Annotated in this window: 15 protein-coding genes and 4 tRNA genes; 7 read left to right on the top strand and 12 right to left on the bottom strand. The window is 52.1% G+C overall.

Annotated features, from left to right (window positions below; translation table 11 throughout):
- Window positions 1-313 precede the first annotated feature (313 nt).
- The 4 genes from ACUZ9P_RS01830 to rsfS all read right to left on the bottom strand — a co-directional run bounded on the left by ACUZ9P_RS01830 (window position 314) and on the right by rsfS (window position 4507).
- Window positions 314-1870, bottom strand: coding sequence for an outer membrane homotrimeric porin (locus ACUZ9P_RS01830; RefSeq protein WP_449248406.1), 1557 nt, complete (start codon window positions 1868-1870; stop codon window positions 314-316).
- A gap of 435 nt (window positions 1871-2305) precedes the next feature.
- The gene (locus ACUZ9P_RS01835) at window positions 2306-2548 is read right to left on the bottom strand and encodes a hypothetical protein (protein ID WP_022659449.1); all 243 of its coding nucleotides are present in this window, start codon (window positions 2546-2548) and stop codon (window positions 2306-2308) included.
- Window positions 2541-4097, bottom strand: coding sequence for a 2,3-bisphosphoglycerate-independent phosphoglycerate mutase (gpmI, locus tag ACUZ9P_RS01840; protein ID WP_449250223.1), 1557 nt, complete (start codon window positions 4095-4097; stop codon window positions 2541-2543). The genes ACUZ9P_RS01835 and gpmI overlap by 8 nt, the downstream gene beginning before the upstream one ends.
- A complete protein-coding gene (gene rsfS, locus ACUZ9P_RS01845) occupies window positions 4094-4507 on the bottom strand; it encodes a ribosome silencing factor (RefSeq protein WP_298993614.1) in 414 nt (137 codons plus the stop codon). The genes gpmI and rsfS overlap by 4 nt, the downstream gene beginning before the upstream one ends.
- 190 nt (window positions 4508-4697) lie before the next feature.
- On the opposite strand from rsfS, the gene ACUZ9P_RS01850 reads away from it, so the two are divergent.
- The 5 genes from ACUZ9P_RS01850 (at window position 4698) to ACUZ9P_RS01870 (ending at window position 6598) form a co-directional block, all read left to right on the top strand.
- Complete coding sequence (locus tag ACUZ9P_RS01850) at window positions 4698-5999, top strand: phenylacetate--CoA ligase family protein (RefSeq protein ID WP_291445419.1); 1302 nt, start codon at window positions 4698-4700, stop codon at window positions 5997-5999.
- Window positions 6000-6247: 248 nt separating this feature from the next.
- Window positions 6248-6322, top strand: a tRNA-Gly gene (locus tag ACUZ9P_RS01855).
- A gap of 11 nt (window positions 6323-6333) precedes the next feature.
- Window positions 6334-6407, top strand: a tRNA-Cys gene (locus tag ACUZ9P_RS01860).
- A 36-nt stretch (window positions 6408-6443) separates the two neighbouring features.
- A tRNA-Gly gene (locus ACUZ9P_RS01865) sits at window positions 6444-6518 on the top strand.
- A gap of 5 nt (window positions 6519-6523) precedes the next feature.
- Window positions 6524-6598, top strand: a tRNA-Gly gene (locus ACUZ9P_RS01870).
- Window positions 6599-7053: 455 nt separating this feature from the next.
- Here ACUZ9P_RS01870 and ACUZ9P_RS01875 read toward each other — a convergent pair.
- From ACUZ9P_RS01875 to ACUZ9P_RS01910, 8 genes are all read right to left on the bottom strand, one after another.
- Window positions 7054-7215: a hypothetical protein gene (locus ACUZ9P_RS01875; protein ID WP_449248407.1), complete on the bottom strand. Its 162-nt coding sequence runs from the start codon at window positions 7213-7215 to the stop codon at window positions 7054-7056.
- Between the two features lie 244 nt (window positions 7216-7459).
- On the bottom strand, window positions 7460-9082 hold the full coding sequence (locus tag ACUZ9P_RS01880; protein WP_449248408.1) for a cobaltochelatase CobT-related protein: 1623 nt from the start codon (window positions 9080-9082) through the stop codon (window positions 7460-7462).
- A gap of 4 nt (window positions 9083-9086) precedes the next feature.
- A complete protein-coding gene (locus tag ACUZ9P_RS01885) occupies window positions 9087-10121 on the bottom strand; it encodes a DUF3150 domain-containing protein (RefSeq protein ID WP_449248409.1) in 1035 nt (344 codons plus the stop codon).
- A 9-nt stretch (window positions 10122-10130) separates the two neighbouring features.
- Window positions 10131-11156, bottom strand: a complete 1026-nt coding sequence (locus ACUZ9P_RS01890) for an AAA family ATPase (protein WP_449248410.1) — start codon at window positions 11154-11156, stop codon at window positions 10131-10133.
- Between the two features lie 79 nt (window positions 11157-11235).
- Complete coding sequence (locus ACUZ9P_RS01895; protein ID WP_449248411.1) at window positions 11236-11709, bottom strand: zeta toxin family protein; 474 nt, start codon at window positions 11707-11709, stop codon at window positions 11236-11238.
- Window positions 11709-11891, bottom strand: coding sequence for a hypothetical protein (locus ACUZ9P_RS01900; RefSeq protein WP_449248412.1), 183 nt, complete (start codon window positions 11889-11891; stop codon window positions 11709-11711). Before ACUZ9P_RS01900 ends, ACUZ9P_RS01895 begins: the two co-directional genes overlap by 1 nt.
- A gap of 150 nt (window positions 11892-12041) precedes the next feature.
- Complete coding sequence (locus ACUZ9P_RS01905; RefSeq protein WP_449248413.1) at window positions 12042-13202, bottom strand: hypothetical protein; 1161 nt, start codon at window positions 13200-13202, stop codon at window positions 12042-12044.
- Window positions 13203-13270: 68 nt separating this feature from the next.
- Window positions 13271-13972 (bottom strand): ERF family protein, encoded by a 702-nt coding sequence (locus ACUZ9P_RS01910; protein ID WP_449248414.1) that lies wholly within the window; start codon window positions 13970-13972, stop codon window positions 13271-13273.
- A gap of 855 nt (window positions 13973-14827) precedes the next feature.
- On the opposite strand from ACUZ9P_RS01910, the gene ACUZ9P_RS01915 reads away from it, so the two are divergent.
- On the top strand, window positions 14828-16384 hold the full coding sequence (locus ACUZ9P_RS01915) for a DNA cytosine methyltransferase (RefSeq protein WP_449248415.1): 1557 nt from the start codon (window positions 14828-14830) through the stop codon (window positions 16382-16384).
- A gap of 162 nt (window positions 16385-16546) precedes the next feature.
- A complete protein-coding gene (locus tag ACUZ9P_RS01920; protein ID WP_449248416.1) occupies window positions 16547-18943 on the top strand; it encodes a hypothetical protein in 2397 nt (798 codons plus the stop codon).
- Window positions 18944-18958 lie beyond the last annotated feature (15 nt).

Consider the following 18958-nt stretch of genomic DNA (forward strand, 5'->3'; position numbering starts at 1 on the left):
GCTCTGCTCGTATTGATCTTGCCATTCGGGCTAAAAGCAAGGGCAAGCTGCTGCATGGCTGCATTTCTGGCGGGCGGGGTTCATTCTATCCGCTGTTGAGACAGCTGAGAGGTTGCCAGCATTACGAAAAGGCGCATGGGTTTGGGCATCAGACTGCTACGATCCACTGCTTGATCTGCTGTAGGCAGTGTTTACGGGGGAGGCAGGTCTGAACCACGCTCAAAGAACAGCCTTGGCACAGACGCAAAAAGGGAGGCCCGAAGGCCTCCCTTTTGAATGCGTATCAATCCGTCCGCAGACGGTTGCGCTTGGATTAGAAGCTGTACGCGAAGGTAACCTGAGCCTTCCACATATCCTGCTTGCTGAACGAGCTGGGAGTGTTGGCCTTCTTCCAGGTGCTGTTGTCCATGCAGTTGACCAGGTAGTCCAGTTCCAGGTTCATTTCCAGGTTCTGGTAGATCTTGTAGGAGTTCACAAGGTTGAATTCCACAAGGCCGTCGCGGGTGGTCATGTAAGGCACGGTGGCAGCGCCCACGCCTTCAGTCCAGGCATAGGCAGAGCTCATGTATTTGACCATGCTGGTGCTGTTGGTGCCGCCCCAGTAAGCCAGACGGAAGGTGTGCTTCAGGTCTTCCAGGAAGCTCATGTCCTTCAACTGGGCGCCGATGCCCCAGGTACCAGCGTAGTCAACGCCGTAGTCCTGACGCAGCCAGCCGTAGTTGCCGTCGCCCATGTAGGAGGTGAAGTTGCCGGTGGGCACCAGGGAAGGCATGCGCTCGGAACCGTTCTTCACGCTGCCGTCATCGCCGGAAGCGTACCAACCGAACAGGCCGGGGGTGGCCCAATCCATCTTGTATTCAACAAGGGCCTTGGCCAACCAGCCCTGACGCTGGGTGCTGCCGCGAACCATATCGCCGCCCTGGCCCTTCTGCACGTCGTAACGGCCCATGCCTTCAACATAGCCGTAGTTGATGTCCAGTTCGATGTTCAACGGATCGAACATGGTCACAGCCAAGGGCAGACCGGCCCAGAACATGGAGCCGTAAGCCTTGCTGGTGCCGCCAAGGCTGCTAGGATTGGAAGCGGCGGGGAAGGGCAGCAGAGTATAGGGGGGGTTGCCGTCACGGCTGCCGATATTGTTATAGGTGCCGTTGTCTACACCATCATCAGTGTTGTCAACGTAGTTGGTCAGGGTGTTCTTGCCCATCACGCCGTACATAACCCAAGGCGTGAGATTCACGCCGTCAAAGGTCAGGGGGGCAGTCACGCCGAACAGATCCATGTTGTCAAGATAGTTCACATGGTTGTTGCTGTAGCGAGCATCCTTGCCATTGAAGTTATCGTTGAAGGGACGAGCCCAGAAAGCGGTCATGCTGACGTTTTCGTTGAACTTGTACGAAGCAACCACTGCGGCCACATCGGTATCCATAACAGCGGATCCACCAGCGTAGGTGTTGGGCAGGGCAAGACCCTGGATACCCATGCGCACCTTGGCATCGGTCTGGGGGATGGCCCAGTCGATGTAGGCGTTCTTCACACGAACCTGGTTGGCGCCGTCAGCGCCGAGGGCGCCGCCGTTATCGCTCTTGCCCCACTTCTGCGTGCCGATTTCAAAGTACACGGTGCCGGACAGGGCTTCAGAAGCCACGGCGTCCAACTGCAAGCGCACGCGCTGCTGAGCGTCAAAAGTGTCGGTCGTGTCGGCCTTGGTCTTGGTGCCATTCTTCGAAATTTTGCTGACAGGGCTGTCAGTGCCCACGCCGAAGCCCATGAGCCACTGGCCCTTGGCCTTGAAATCAATGGCGCTGGCACCGGTGGCCGCGCCGAACACCAGGCCGGCGGCCAGGATAAGCGTACAGATGCGTTTCATAAATCCCTTCCTCTCTAGTTTTTCCCACAGGGTTGACACAGGCCTGCTCCAACACAGGCTGGGAAAACATACCTAGAATCATGGATGATGGCAACCGTTTTCGTCAAAAAATTTTTACCAAACTGTCACAATGGCAAAAATATGACGCCCAAATGACATGCAGGCAATGCCAAGGCCCTCATCCTGCCGATCTAAAACCACGGGCGTTGCTGCGCCGGGAGCCATCTCCCACGTATTCTTCTCCAAAGTTGTCTGCAGGGGCTTACCTCGAATACGCGTTCAATTTTTTTGCTGGGCAAGATGCTTCCCCTTCTTTAAAGGAGTCGCGTGCGCACATGAAAGCCCGCCCCTGTTCAAAGCCCGCATTGCTGCGGCATCATTAACAGGGGCGGGCTACGGGCTCACCCAAAAATCAGAAATTACCTGTAATTCAACTTACAGAAAATCAGGATCAGCGGCAGCCTTGCCCTCTGCCAGCATAATGCGCACATAGTGCAGGCTGTGCTCGTCAACCGGAATGATCGGAAAGGACTGCGAACAGCCAGGGCACCGCACCATGCGCGGTTCCGTAGGGCTCGCTTGCGGCACGTGCTTGCCGCAGTTGGGGCACTGATAAAAAAACAGAATTTCCATTCCGTCAGGCGCAACAGGCTGGACGGGTCGCTTGCGCTCAGCCACGGCTGGCCTCCCCTTCATTTTGTGACGCGGCCAGATTGCGCCCGGTCATCAGTTCAGAAGGCTGCATCCCCCAAAGACCAAGAATGGTGGTGGCCACATCGGCCAGCCTGCCGTCCGCCAGGGCGCGCACCTTTCCATCCGGCTCCAGCAGAATGCAGGGAACTGGATTGGTGGTGTGGGCCGTATGGGGCTGGCCTTCGGGCGTGAGCATTTTTTCGCAGTTGCCGTGGTCGGCAATGACAATCATGCGGCCCTTGCGGGCCTCCACAGCGGCAACCATGCGCCCCAGGCAGGCGTCAACCACTTCGCAGGCGTTGACCGCAGCCTGGAGAATGCCCGTATGGCCCACCATGTCGCCATTGGCGAGGTTGCAGACCACAAGATCGTACACGCCGGAATTCCAGGCTTCCACAAACTTATCCGTCACTTCAACGGCGCTCATGGAAGGCTTTTGGTCGTAGGTTTTCACCTCGCGGGGGGACGGCACAAGGATGCGATCCTCACCAGCAAAAGGCTCTTCAAGTCCGCCATTGAAAAAGTAGGTGACGTGCGCGTATTTTTCCGTTTCCGCCAGGCGCAGCTGCTTCAGCCCTTGCCGGGAAACCACTTCGCCAAGCCCCATGCTCACGGCCTCCTTGGGAAAGGCCACGGGGATATTGAAGCTTGATTCATAGGCGGTCATGGAAGCAATCCCGGCCAGAACCGGAACGCGGCCACGGTCAAAACCGTCAAACCCCGGCTGAATAAACGCCTGGGTAAACTGGCGCATGCGGTCTGCGCGGAAGTTGAACAGGAACAGGCCGTCGCCATCGGCCATGCCTGCGTCATCGCCCGCAGCAAAGCACAGGGGCTTGATGAATTCGTCTGTGATGCCAGCCGCGTAAGAGGCTTCAATGGCCGCAACGGGCGCAAGCGTTGTTGCAGGGGTACCGTGAACGATAACTTCCCATGCTTCCTCAAGGCGCTCCCAGTGCTTGTCGCGATCCATGGCAAAAAAACGGCCCACCATGCTGGCGATGCGCGTCTGGGGCTGCCCTTCAATGCTCTTTTGCAGCGCGCGCATAAAATCCACGCCGCTGTGCGGGTCGCGGTCGCGCCCGTCCATGAGGCAGTGGATGCGCACAGGCACCCCTGCCTTATGGGCCATGCCGCACAGGGCTTCAAGATGATGAATGTGGCTGTGCACACCGCCATCAGAAAGCAGCCCCGCCAGATGCAGCTTGCCGCCGCTCTTGCGAATTGATTCAAGCAGCTCGTTGAGTACCGGATTGGCGGCAAAGCTGCCGTCTTCCAGCGCCACATCGATGCGGGTCATGTCCTGATACACCACGCGGCCTGCGCCGATGTTCAGATGCCCCACCTCGGAATTGCCCATGTAGCCGCGCGGCAGCCCCACATCGCGCCCGGAGGCTACCAGCTGGGAATGCGGGCAGCTCGCAAGGAGCGCATCCATATTGGGTGTAGCTGCAATATAGGGCGCGTTGCCGGGCCCCGGCTCGGCAATCCCCCAGCCATCAAGAATCAGCAAGAGCGTGGGCGTCATGATTATTCCCCGCTTCGGGCTTCGGCCAGTGATGCGGCCTTGCCCCACAGGGCTTCAAGGCCGTAAAGCTCGCGCACCGGCTCCAGAAAAACGTTGACGACAATGTCGTTCATGTCCACCAGAATCCACTGACCGGCTGTGTAGCCTTCCATGCGCAGATATTCAAAATTGCGCTGGCGGCAAAGTTCGCCCACGCCATCGGCGAGGCTCTGGGCGTGACGCACCGAACCGGCGCTGGCAATGACCAGAGCCTCGGCAAAACCGCCCTGCCCGGCCATATCTATGCTGACCACGCGCGCGGCCTTGTGCTCTTCAAGCCACGTGACCACGTCCGCCAGCTTTTCTTCCAGGGGGACATCCGAATAACGCTTGGGGGCAGTGCCCCCTGCAGGTGAAGAAGAAGTGTTGTTTTCCATACCCTGCACATAACGTAAAGACGGGGCAAGAGCAATGGCGCAGCAAGCCGCCAACGCGCTGAAACGGGCGCGAAATCGCGCCAATCCGTATTGACCGCGCCAGCGCATTGCGGCATACCCAAACGAAGCTTTTCAGGGATCAGCGTCGCGCTTTTGCGCCGCCAAACGCCAGCCGCAGAAGGAGAGGGCCGTGCTTTTCAACATCAAACAGGAAACTCTGCCACGCGAAGAAATGGAGGCGCTGCAGCTGCGCCGCCTGCGTGATTTGTGCAACCGCGTCTACGCCAACGTGCCCTTTTATCGCAAACGTTTTGACGAGGCGGGCATTACCCCTGCCGACATCAAGTCGCTGGCGGATCTTAAACTGCTGCCCTTTACGGAAAAGCAGGATCTGCGCAACCACTATCCTTATGGCCTTTTTGCAGTTCCCAAGGATCACATCGTACGTCTGCACGCCTCCAGCGGCACCACGGGCAAATCTGTTGTGGTGGGCTATACCCAGCGCGACCTCGAAACCTGGGCGGAACTGATGGCCCGCAGTTTGGCAGCCGCAGGCGTGGTGCGCTCGGACGTGGTGCATGTGGCCTATGGTTACGGCCTCTTTACCGGCGGGCTGGGCGCGCACTATGGCGCGGAGCGCCTTGGCGCAACCGTTGTGCCCGCTTCTGGCGGCGCGACCCGGCGTCAGGCCGGTTTGCTGCGCGATTTTGGCGCAACAGTGCTCTGCGCCACGCCGTCCTATGGTCTGCACCTGTGGGAAGCGTCCATGGAAGTAGGCGTCAATTTTCGCGATCTGCCCCTGCGCGTGGGCGTTTTCGGTGCCGAGCCGTGGTCTGAAGCCATGCGCCGCGACATCGAGGACAAAATGGACATCAGCGCCATGAACATTTACGGCCTGTCCGAAATCATGGGCCCCGGCGTTGCCATGGAATGCGAAGAAGCCAAGTGCGGCATGCATTTGTGGGAAGACCACATTCTGCCCGAAATCATTGACCCCGTTACGGGCGACCAGCTCCCCCCCGGCGAAGTGGGCGAACTGGTGCTGACCACGCTGACCAAGGAAGGCATCCCCATGTTGCGCTACCGCACGCGCGACCTCACCAGCCTTGATTACACCCCCTGCCGGTGCGGCCGCACCCACGTGCGTATTTCGCGCCTCCAGGGCCGCAGCGACGACATGCTCATCATCCGCGGCGTCAACGTGTTCCCGCAGCAGATTGAGGGCATCCTGATGGAAAGCGAGGGGCTTTCCCCCAACTATCAGATCATCGTGGACCGCGTGCACAACCTCGACACCCTCGAAGTGCGCGTTGAGATGAACGAGAACCTCTTTGCCGATGAAATCCGCAAGCTGCAAATGCTTGAAGGCCGCCTGCAAAAGACCATCAAGGAATACCTGGGCGTCTCCGCCAAGGTACGCCTGATGGAACCCCGCTCCATCGAGCGCTCCGAGGGCAAGGCCAAACGCATTGTGGACAACCGCAAGGATTAGGCTACCGGCCAGGCGAGAAATATTGGCTGCATGCGCGCTGTAAAACGGCATGTGCGGCACACTTGGGGGGCCATCGGCACTGCTGATGGCCCCTGACAGCAAAGATTGCCCGCAGACACGGCTGACTATAGTCCAGAAATTTTATTTGTCATTTCAGCTAATTAACAAATTTGTCAAAAAAGCGGCGAAAAAAAGTCCAGCAATGCTTGACACCTCAGCCTAGTCCGCGTAGAACGTTTTCTCGCTGAGCGGGAGTAACTCAGTGGTAGAGTGCAACCTTGCCAAGGTTGAAGTCGCGGGTTCAAATCCCGTCTCCCGCTCCACTTTTTTTGCTGGCGGCATAGCCAAGTGGTAAGGCAGAGGTCTGCAAAACCTCCATCTCCAGTTCAAATCTGGATGCCGCCTCCAACAGTATCCTTTACGCTTCGCCGTTTCGCATACCATGCGGGAGTAACTCAGTGGTAGAGTGCAACCTTGCCAAGGTTGAAGTCGCGGGTTCAAATCCCGTCTCCCGCTCCACTTTTGCGGGAATAACTCAACGGTAGAGTGTCAGCTTCCCAAGCTGAAGGTTGCGGGTTCAAATCCCGTTTCCCGCTCCAAGGAAGTTAAGCCTTTACGAAGAAATTCGTAAAGGCATTTTTTATTTGTGCCATAAATATCCCGCTAATATCCCGTTTTTTTAAAATGAACGAATCTTGAGGAATGGGAATAATTAGGAACTGAAGAGGCACTAGACGGCATTGTGTTCAAGCTAGACCATCATTATCTTCCAATCATGAGCACAACAAAGAATACCTTCCTCCACCCAGACCGTGTAGCAAATGCGGCAGAATGTCTCAGCGTGAAACATCAAGACCGTAGGGAAGAACTCACGATATTTACCGATATCCTGTGAATGTGGCAACTGCCCCTCCAGTGTCTGTCAGGGGCTCTGCTGCAATGCGATTGTGGAGCGCATATGTAGCGGATTGAACAACACTTCGAGAAAAACAAAAACATAGCAAGGGCAAGGAAGCGGAGATATCCCCCGCTTTCCCGCCCAAGAGTTAACTTTTTACCTTCCTTCACTTTCTGGTAAGGCCAGCCTTTCCGATTCATCCACGACATCGCAGTTATCGTTTTTACGGCCCTCCAATTCCACAGCTATCGCCGCCGCAGTAAACACTCCCGCGATACCGGTCAACACTCCGCCAATGAACGTCCATTTTTTGTTCATGACTACTCCTGTTAGTTATACGAGATCACAGCATAAGCTGGAATAAAACCCAACGCTGGCATAACAATTAATCATCCATAGAATCCTTGATGACTTGCAACACCGCGATTACAATAGCGATCCACCCAGTATAATTCATGAAGCCTCCACTACTTTTAGCAGCGCGGGATGCGCCGTTTTTTGTTAAACGCAAAGAATTGGAACAACCTCGTTCGGTACCATAGCCTGAAATCGAGGGGCACCATCATGCTGCACCGCCTTTGAGTAATGCAGCCTGCAGCAGGGCAAACATGGCGGGCACCAGGTCGGGAAAGTCGTTGACCACCCTGCTTGTGTGCGGCAGCAGGTGCGTGATGTGTTCATCCCGAATGCCAAGGCCATAAACTTCAAAGCCAAGTTTTTGGGCCACCCCGATGGCATTGTTGGCGGCCAGCGGGTTGTCCGGCATGCCGTCAGTGATAACCAGAATCATCTTGCGCCGCTCTTTGAGGGGCAACATGGTTTGCAAAACCCACCAAAAAGCCCCAGCTAGGGGGGTCCCTCCAGAAGCTCGGATATCAAACATGTCTGGCACTGCCTGCCCGTGCCTCATGATGGGGAATACTGAATTGGTTTCCGTGACTGCGGGAAAGGCTGTTACTGCAGGGTTCACTCCACGGATGCGGCTCAGTGAGGTTGCCACCGCAAAGCAGGAACAATTGGCAAGGTTAATCGGTGCGCCAGCCATGCTTCCGCTGACGTCCAGCAGTATATGGACCGCCGCATTAAGGCCTTGGTGCTCAGCTTCTTTTTGGAAAACACGAGCATTGCCAACCTGCAGACGGTGTAGTGAGTTGGAATGCAGCGTACCTCTGCGCCCGATACTACAACGCCTTTGGGTCTGCGCCTGCAGAAAGCCCTGCAGGCGCGTGCGCAGAGCAATGCTGGTCTGAAGTGCTTGCAGTTTTAGTTCTGTTGTCAAGGGGGCTGCTTGTCGGGTGCCTTCTACCGCCACGGTCAGTGCGTCTCCGGCAGCTTCTTCACTGTTGTTGGCAAGCTCAATCGCCATGATTTCGCCGAGTTGCTGGGGTAGATCCTGCGCCTCCGCATGAAAAAGTGCTTTGAGCGGTAAAGCACTCGACGGTTGAACAGGCTCAGATTGTTGGTCGATTTGTGAGGTAGAATCGTTGGGCTCCTTTGTCAGCTGCGGCATGTCACCTTGAACGTTTTTATCCGTACATTTGCTGGTTGCAGTTGGTTGAGGCGGTTCCCACTGCCGGATGCACTGAGCAATTTGCCGTGCGTATTCGACTGCTGCTGTCGTATCTGGGCAATGGATGTAGACTTTGACCAAGATGGCATCCAGAGACTCTTTCAAACCGGGAAAGTGGTTCTCCATGATGCTTGCCGCTCTTTGGCGCGCCGGGGTCACCTCATCCACATCCCAGGCCCGCACCGTCAACAGCACATAGTCTAAAACAGCAAGGGCCGGGGAATCGCTCCCGGCCCTTGGCAGTGCTTGCTCTACAAAGAATCGTCGAATCAACCAGTTCAGGTTTCTCCGGCAACCTGGGAAAATACCCGTCAGCTTCTTTTCAACACGCCAATCCTCAAGGCAGTTGAGCAAATTGAAGGTTACATGATCAAGGTTTGCAGCTTTCAGCACGCTAAAATCTGTGTGCCGAATATGGCCGGATTCATGATCCACAAACGACCTCGCCAGAGCCAATAATTCCGGCTCACAATCAATGGGCAATGAAGGCAAGTGAATAACCTTACCGTTGGTGCAGGCCACCTTGCCGCCAATACGTACCTGCACCCCGTAGCGGTTGCCAAGGATGGACGCCAGCAAGGGCAAACAGTTGAGAACGTCTTTTGCGCTAATCATGGCGTCACCACAGGCCCAGGCTTGGGATAGCAGGATGCGGCAAAGTGCTATCTATCACGGAGATATCAGGCAGAATGGGCTCGTCATCATCGCTATCAACAGCACCGTCTTCCTGCAGCGTGTTGCTATCCTGTTCACCCATGATGCCCGGACCAGCCAACAGAGCATCCAGCACAAAGGCCGGGCCGTAGCCCTCAATAACTTTCTGAGCGTGCCCCACAAGAGCCATATTGTCCTTGAGCAGGCAGACCAGCCCCTGCAACAGCAGCAGGTCTGTGCCGGTGATGTTGCCCTTCTTGGGCATGCGCTGCAGGGCAGCTTGCACAATGTCAGCCACCGGGGCCACATGCGGCTCTACGAAAGACAAACCAGTGAGCTTGGCATGCAGGGTACGCAGCGGAGAGAGCGCCTTATGGGTTACCTCCGTCTTGCCGTGATAAACCCTGCGCCAGATATCGTCTGCCGATTTGGCTATTTCATCAAACAGCGTGCCGCCGAGACCCTGCACCTCTTCTGCCAGACCGGCTTCCAGCACTGCGGTGTTGTCTGTGTGCTGCTCAAGCGGGGCCACCTTGTACAACTGCCAACGAAAATCCATACGAGCGCGTACATAATCAGGCCCCACGATGGAGTTGCGAATGATTTCGCCCCACTGATGGTGCTTCTCAATCCAGGCTTGTACATTTTGGTCATAGTCCGCCAGGAATGCCTCCTTTTCTTTCTGAAATTCGGTGCGAATGTTGAGCAGCTCCTGCACGATTTCGCTGGCTTTTTCTTCGGGTATGGCCCAGCCGGACATGAACCGCACCCCATGCCGGTCAAGGTAGTTGAAGGCGCGGGCCTTGAGTGTGCCGAACACCTTTAGGTTTTCCGGGTCGGCAATGCGCTTGGAACCCAGCGAGGCCAGATCTTCGGGGGGCAGTTCTGCGCCGCCTAGGTCTTCTTGGCTCATTTTGCGTCGGGCCGACCACAGGCTGACGTTGAGGTTGAGGGCCAATAGATTGTCCAAAATACGGATGTCAGAAACAAGTTGAGTCATAGTAGCCTCCTATATTGAGCTGTTGGTATATGTAGCGTTGTGACCTTCAGCTTCGAGTTGTTGTGGGAACATGCGTTGGGCCAGCTCATGCAGCATGGCGCGGGTTTCACGGCTGGCGCGGTAGGCCAAAGCCCGGTCAAGGGCATAGGTGACGGGCTGTATGCCCTGATGGACCAACGGCTGAAAACGAACGGTCAGATCTCCCCAGCGCAGCAAACTGCGTGTGGAGAATGTTACTTCAATGGTATTGGTCAGATTGCTGGTGGAAGCCTCACCCATGAATAGTTTGCGGACTTCATTGGCGTAGTCCACCATGGTGGCACACAGCGATTCAGGCAGCGATGGGAAGCGCCGGGCAAGCAGACTCTTTTCCACATCGGCAGATGGGTAGCCCACTTCGCAGATAGTAAAGCGGTCCAGCCAGGCAAGGTTCTGCCGCTGGGTTCCCTGGTAAAGGCCGGTGTCATCGCCACCGCCATTGGTATTGGCCGTGGCAACCAGACGGAACATGGGGTGCGGCACAATCAGTTCGCCGCCGTTTTCCGCTATGCACAGGGGGGAGCCGTCCAACACGCTGTTCAGCCCTGCGGAGATCTCTGGCGAGGTTAAGTCGATTTCGTTCAACAAGATTATCGCCCCGTAACGCATGGCAAGCGCAAGCGGGCCGTACTCGAAGGTCATGGTGCTATTTTTTACTGTCAGGTGACCAACCAGGTCGGCAAACTCCAACCGCCCGTGTCCGGTGACCTCAAAGACGGGATAGTTAAGTCTGGCAGCCAGCTGCTTGATGCATGTCGTTTTACCGCAGCCTGTAGGGCCGAAAATGTACAACGGTTCCTGTGCGTTGAGAAACCAGACCACAACATCACGGCTGGACTCATGGAAAATATAGTCGTGGTCAATGACCGGGGTGTAGGCCGAAGGAACAGCGTAGCCCCTGACCGTGGTGCCAGAGGGCTTGCCGCTGAAAACTTGGCCTGCATCAAGGTCGGTGGGTTTCAGGTTACTAAGTCCTTCGATCAAATTTGTGTTCATAATTGCTACTCCTTAGATGCAGAAAAAGCCCGGCTCCTTTTAAGGGAACCGGGCTCTTCGAAATATGGTATCAGTCTGGCTAGGATATCTTTTTGTAATTACAGAAGGAATTGTCCAAAATCGTCACTTTGTCCGCCAAAGCAATAGCCTTGGGCAAATTCTCAAGGCTGCGTTTGAAACGGCGGACAACATCTGGGGCCGGAACACTATGCCCTCCACGAGCTGCACGGGCTGCAATTCTTTTCAGCGCAAGTTCTTCTGACGCAAGGCGTATGTATACAAGCTCAACTTCATAACCCCGCTGTTTTGCCTCTTCCATCAGAGTGAAGTCAAACTTGGCGGTAAGAGTAGACTCCCGCGCAAATGAAACACCCTCCTCCAGAAAAAGGCGAGCCATGCGAGCAGCAGCCTTGCCAGCGGCAATCGGGGACAACCCTTCCGCAGCAAGCTTATCAGGGTCAATAACCAGCAGGTTTTCCCGCATGGCTACTGTCCTTGAGAATGTACTCTTGCCTGCCCCATTTGGGCCACAGATGCACAAAAGCTTGGGCATTACCCGACCTGTTGAGCTTCGGTGATGGACGTTATTTCAGTATGTCCGTCTGGATAGCGAAGGGTATACTGCCCGTTTTCGTCCAGGTAGTTCAGCGGAACTCCTTTTTTTAGCTCAAGCTCAAGAATTACGCGCTGATTTTCTATGGCCGTTTCGACCAGTTCTTCAAGTGTGAGCGACATAATGCCTCCGTTCTTACAGATTACGGGTAAGCCTGCTGTCGGTCAACGGTCTGTGTTGTTATAAGCTTTTTGAGAATATCGGAAGTCAGACTAGTAAGTTATAATAATTTTCCTGTCCTTGCTGGAGTTGAAGAGTTGACCTCCCGTCCTTCAGTTTATGGGCGAAATACTCAATCTTTCGAAAGGTGAACCCGTGCGCTCGCAACGGGCCAGCAAGGTGTCCACGTCGATGTCGCCCATGTGCTCAGCGTTAAAAATCTCGGTCAACTCCTCCCGCAGAGCATCTTTGTCCAAAGTGGTGCGACCAGCTGCCACTGACATGCGGAAGCGATAGTTTCCCGTGTCTACCCAGTCCCGAGTGCCAGCCTGACGGTGAACAAGCTTGAGTACCGTCTCCATTTCTTTGATTTCATTATCTAAAGAGGTGCGCTGCTCTTTAAGGGCTGCCAGCTTTTCCAGCGCTGGCTCCCATTGGGGCATCTGTATGCCCTGCGGAAATTTGGGGCAGTCACCATTGTGCTCGCAGTACGAGCACAATGGGTAAAAGCCTTGAGCGCAATCCACCTGTGTCAGGGTTATGTGCCCGGCGCGAAATGCCGTTAGCTCACCCCAAAGTTGCGCCGCATGGTCAAGGGCCGTATCCAGCATGGCCTGATTGAAGCCATAGGGGCCGAATGTTTTAACCTCTTTCATGGAAAGGCAGAGCAACCACGCTTCCATACTTGCCTCGGCAGCAGTTGCGGGCAACTGAATGCCAAGTTGGACACGGCAAAGTTGTGGGAAAGTCATTTTGTCATGCAGAATAGTGCCGTCCTCAGCACGAAGACTGAAAACGGGCTTGTTCCATGCTTTTACCAAAAGGCCGATTTGCCCGTGCAGTTGCAGCAGATGGGAATCGTGAGGCGAAGCTGGTAACTTGTCCGTGCTTTTAACTTCCAGAATGCGTATGGCATTAACGGGCGCACCCCAGACCAGCACAAAATCAAGATGGGCTTTGATAGGTACGCCCTGATGCTGCCAGTTGATCTCAAGCTGGGGCAGTACATGGAGGCCAAGTGATACCAGGGCTTGCCCAACCCCAGATTCGAACCAGTGCCCGCGTTGCAACGTAAGCAGGCGTTCCAGGCTGTTTGTGGTGGGCAGCACCTTTCTGGCCACCGCCGCCCGGGGGCATTCCCAGTGTTGGCCGATATCACTCATTCCCACATAGCTGGAGCGGTCGCCCAGATGGGCGAGTGTGTCTTTGCGGGCAACGGCTTGCAGACCTTGCCTAATTAACGCCCGTAATCCTTCCGTGCGGTTCTGTTCCATGGTTTAGTCTCCATAAAAGCGAGAGGGCCGCCATCAGGCAGCCCTCTCACTCGACATTTTTATTTTTGCTATGCAGCGTCAACATACTTCCACCACAATTTTCTCTGCGGGTTCCAACGGAAGCCCGAACCAGTCAGCAGTTCCTTTTTTGCTTGCGTGTTGCCGGTGGCAATGATGCAAGGGCGTCCGTCCTGGGCAGTAACCTGCTGGTAGGTGACTCCTTCAAGCGGTGGAAGGCTCTCAAGGCTCGCTGGCGGACGATTTGAGGGGCTTGAAAGGTTGTTTGCGGTGGATGATTCGCGTTGTCGCTCTCTTCGTAATTCAGGGGCAATTACGGGCAATTTGGGGCGGGTGATCGATTTTTTGCCATTTTTAGCCCCTTCGCCATCGTCATCTTCAGTTACCATGCCCAACATGGCGGTCAAAGCGTAGCGGCGAGCGTAAGTCATTGCCGATCCCATGCCCTGCGGATCGGCCTTCGGCAGAGGAACAACGGCAAGGGAGCTTTGCCACTGCCCCGACTCTGCATGCGTCAGCTTGGTGACTAGGCCGAGGGCATTTGGGTGTTCCACAGGCACAGGGTACTGGCACAGCCAGATGCCGTTTTCGATAAGCGCATCTCGGCAGGCGTCCATGACGCTGTTGAGGCTGGCGTACCAACTCTTGGTGAAGGGATTTTCAGCGTCTTTTGTAACAGGCTGCACGGTTCTCTGAATGTTGAGCAGTGCCTTAGCCAATTCGGTAACGTTTTCCGATTGGTATGACCCCATGGCTACCTCCAAGAATTGTAAACCCCTGCCCAGTATACTACTGAGCAGGGGTTTTAGAGAGTTTAGAAGCACAAATCCGGTCTGTTCAAAAGAATAATATATTTATGAAAATTATTGAGATGCAGCCTGCTTTCTGGGGAGAATGTCATAGCCCCATCAAATTTGTGCAGTGCAACTAATCCACACTCTTGCGGGTTTACCTTTGACACATGTCTTGCCAGATAACAGCTTATTGGACACCGTCCCAAAGTGTACATTGGCTGTTTACTTTGATATCTTTAAAGGCAAAATTATGGAAATCTGCTGGACGGCCAAATAGTTATGGCGTTACAGGAAGGTTAAATAGTTTTCGAGAACTGACACGAGTGCTTAGTCTATGCCCCTCGTTGGTGACGGGAATTTATATGTGACATAGAAGGTCTCTCGTTGAAAGAACAATACGGCCTGACGGTACAACCTAGCTTCCTTTCACTTACGGACGAAAGAGGCTGAACACCATAGATTTACATTTATCCTGTAAACAGCACATAAAACGATGCTAGTCAGATTGGGATTTTCGCAGAATTTTTCTGCCACCATTCTGGGTAATTTTTGCGCTGTTGAATATTTGTAATTTTTTTGATCTAGTTTCAGAAATAGCAGTGTACAATACCGTAATTTTCTATTTTGAAAATGCAATATCAAAAATAATACTTATAAATCTTTTTCTAAGGAGATACCCCGAATTATGGGGGTGAAGCGTGTTTTGATATGAACTTCCCACTTAATATTTCTGGTTGTACCAGACATCATGCCTTTCCATTTTGCGGGAATAATTTTATCCATCATTTTTATCTAATGACATGGTGTTGTTAAATGCAACAATATAAAATAGTTGATTTATTTGCTGGGCCGGGCGGATTAGGTGAAGGATTTTCCTCCTTTCAGTCCGGAGGGCAACACCCGTTTAAAATTGCAATATCTGTCGAAAAGGACAAATTTGCACACAGCACACTGCGTCTACGTGCTTATTGGAGGCTTTTAAAACGGAATAGAAAATCAATTGAAAAATTATATTTATATTATAAAGGCCTATCTAGCAATCCATGGACCGCAGAAACTGTAGATTTATGGGCTGAAGCTGAATCAGAAGCCCTCCAACTAGAATTAGGAAAAGACGAAATTCAAGATGATACAATGCTATACAATCGAATTGATCGGCTTATTTCGAAGAAAGAACATTGGGTTCTGATTGGAGGCCCACCATGTCAAGCTTATTCAGTTGTAGGAAGAGTTCGTGCAGGTGAGAAAAATAAAGAAGACCCAAGGCACCGACTATACAAAGAATACCTCAATGTCATCAGACAGTTTCGTCCCTCAATCTTTGTGATGGAAAATGTTCGTGGGATGTTATCCTGCCAGTTGGATCAGGAGCACATCATTCATCGAATCCTGAAAGATTTAAGTTGCCCAGGGCAAAGCAAACGCGGCGCGAAGGACTACAAATATTCCATACATTCTCTTGTTGCAGATACTTGCTACAAACCTGGGATGGATGTGGAGGAACTGGATTTAAAAAATTTTATTGTGCAATGTGAGCGTTACGGCATTCCACAGGCTCGGCATAGGGTAATTCTCGTAGGCATCAGGGAAGACATATCTACAACGCTACCCAAACTGTCGCCCTCTAAACCCGTAACAGTTTGGGATGCGATTGGGGATATGCCTGCTCTTCGCAGCGGTCTTTCCCGCCAAGAAGATTCTACATACCTTTGGAAAAACCTCGTGGCATCAGGGTTTGACGATCTTGCCAAATATGCTTGGGAGTCGGGAAAGTATAAACTTGCGCGAGCCCTAGAGGATGCAGGCAAAGAAGTCACACATAAAGACCTCACCCGCGGTGAGCGTTGGATTAGAGGAAAATATGGAAAACCCAACATGCTTACAGCACCATTGCATGCATGGCTGCACGATGAACATTTGGAAGGATGGCTAAACCATGAAACACGAACGCATATGGCCAGCGATCTTCGCAGATATGCTTATACAGCAACCTATGCTAGCGTTGAAAAGAAAAACCCTATTGGGTCAAAAGATTTCACACTGCCGGGCCTTGCCCCCAATCATGCCAACTGGGAAACAGGCTACTTTGATGACAGATTTAGGACCCAATTGATAGATCGCCCATCTACTACAATAACTAGCCATCTTTCAAAAGATGGACATTCTTTTATACATCCGGATCCTACCCAGTGCAGGAGTTTAACAGTGCGTGAGGCTGCAAGGCTCCAGACGTTTCCTGATAATTATTTCTTTGAGGGGCCAAGGACGGCGCAATATGTTCAGGTGGGCAATGCGGTCCCCCCGTTGCTTGCTAAACAAATTGCGGAAAGCGTATGGACCGCGTTGCAGGCAACTACTGTTGATCTGTGAACCGAGAGAACTTAAACGCACTACCAAAAGCCAGACACCTCAGAGTCCTTGACTAATATACACATTGCTATATATTTATACAATTGCAAACATGAAGAAGACTTGTGGTTTTTGGGTTAATTTTAGTACCCCACATGTGACGCTTGTTTTGTGGAGTCCAAAGTGCACGATCTTGATGAAGCAATTGGCCATTGGAAAAAGCTAGCTCCGCAGCTATCTTTTTTGGGTGAAATTGCTCTATCAGAAACGCAAACTGCCACCTACTTACACGCGTTATCTTCCCATCTAAAAGAACAAGACAGCTATAATAATTTCGCTACGCCAATATCAGTATTGGCTGTAAATTGCGCATATTACCACTATGATGATAATGGTTTTTGGCATTTTTTTTGTAAAAGTCTTCGTCTTGATTGTAATCCAGCAGTTCAGTCAGGCATTGGAAATGTTATTGAAAATTATTTGCGAAGTCTGAGAGGTAAAAACTTTGAAAAAAGAAGCGGTCCATTCAGATATGTAGGTCGTATTCTGGAGGAATGCGGCGTAAGTCAGTACTACATGAGCCAATTTGTAGATTTTATAAAACTATTAAAGACACACGGTTCATGTGATATAGTATCAAATCTGAGTTATATTGATTACAAAAAATGCATACCTTGTGATTTATCAAAATTTTTACACAGTTTTCTTGCAGATATCAGCGGATGGCATTTCGTTACAGATGTTGCAAACAGCCTCTCACAATATGAGAGGAACCTAATCGGCCCGGACAACCTGTGCTTACTGCCAGGATACCGCCCGAATTTTTGGGCCGACTTTCTGAGATACTTTGATGGGACTTCCATCACAACAAACTTTGAGCCGCGCTCCTCCCAATCATCTTTCGAACAGCAAATCTCCCCCCCCCATATTTACTGGCCTGACAAGCCTCCAATCAGCCCACCTTTTGTTACTGATCATCATGTTTATATGAGCCCCTTTGGAAATATCGCCATCGGAAATTTCAAATCCGTTCAGGCGGGCAGATATATTGTGGTATACAGCGTTGCCGGGAAGACCAATCTAGTTCCTTTAGAGTCATTTGAACTCTCTGCAAGCAATGTTGCATTGCTCGATTTGAATGAGCTATTTGAAGCCCCCCCTTGCGAACTTGAACTCTGGTTTGAAATTGCGGGGCGCAGTTCTGGCACGAAGTGCGAAAGACAAATTGGCAAGTGGGTTTTTGTTTTTATTGACAAAATTGATTTTGAAACGTGTCCAGAGAAACTACTGACACCTGAAGAATCAGTGCATGTTGCCCTTCACTCGCCTCAAGGCTACCGCTTAAAATTTTCTCAGCCTGCCACAAGCAAAGAACAAGGGAAAAAGTGGATTATCCCCTGTAATGTTTCGAAGATGCGTGGCGAGATAGTAAATGGGGAGTTGGTAATACCGTTTGAAATCCCAATTTATAGGGACATGCTCAGGCTGGAATCTGGCTCAAAATTACTACTCTCCTCTCAGAAGGATTTTGAGGAAAATCTACTCATCGAAGGATACCCTGGAAGCAAGTTGGAACTTTGTATTAAAAGTAATACGCAAAATGTTTCTATAGAGACGGGGACACGTTTTGGAGGGAACGGAACTATAAAACTCAACATAAAGAGCACCATAGGGGCAGAGCTTGAGAGCTGGCAAGAAGGCTGGGGGCTATTGTCGCAAGGAACTGATACCCTTGAGGGCTGTGTAATCTATTTGAATTTACCAATATTTATTAGCAACTTATCAGAAATATGGTCATACCCAAATGAATTCTTCTTTGCCCTGCCCACAGAGTGGGCAAAGTCATTCAGAGAGTTGGCCAATGCACTCTCCAGGCAACATCACAATTTTTTCGACGTAAAAATTATATCTACGTTTCCTCAAAAAATTCAAAATATAGCGTGGATACTCGCTTCATGCGCCTATGTGTTTGATGGTGCGCGCATCCACAATCTTGATATGCAGAATGAGCAGATTCTCCAAAACATTCCTGCAGAAACAAGAAAAACACTACTTTGGTATTTAGCGGCCAAAAAAGTAAACACAGATGAAAATCCGGAACAGCTTGCTTCTTTGATTGAGGCATCCTTCGACCCCAAGGCAGTCTATAGCCTTCGTTGGGTTGATAAAGTGCGGCTTGAATGTCAGCGCATTTCAAGACTGAACACACTGTGTACCGACCTAGGTAGGCACATTATTGAATGGCTTGCCCAAGTAACTGGAAACGCTCGCACAACCTATTCTGGCATGATTGCTAATCTCCCAGGCGGCCGAGATCTTACTACAGCATGGCGCCAATTCATCGATCACCAGTTTACGAATAGTTATTCTTCGGCTCACAAGCTGGAACGTGAACTAGGTGTAGTGGGTGCCCTTGCACGAATTCTCCAGTTGGTGATACTGAAAGAGTCAGGTCGAAAACAATTGATGGTGAACGTAGATACCGTACATATTCCAACAGAACTTCTCCCCGTTGTTAAGGGCTTGTTGAGCGATACTACTGATGACGGAATTTCAATTTTGGCGAAGTATTTTTCATAACAGCTCAACAAAATT

It is taken from the genome of Desulfovibrio intestinivivus, assembly GCF_053570665.1.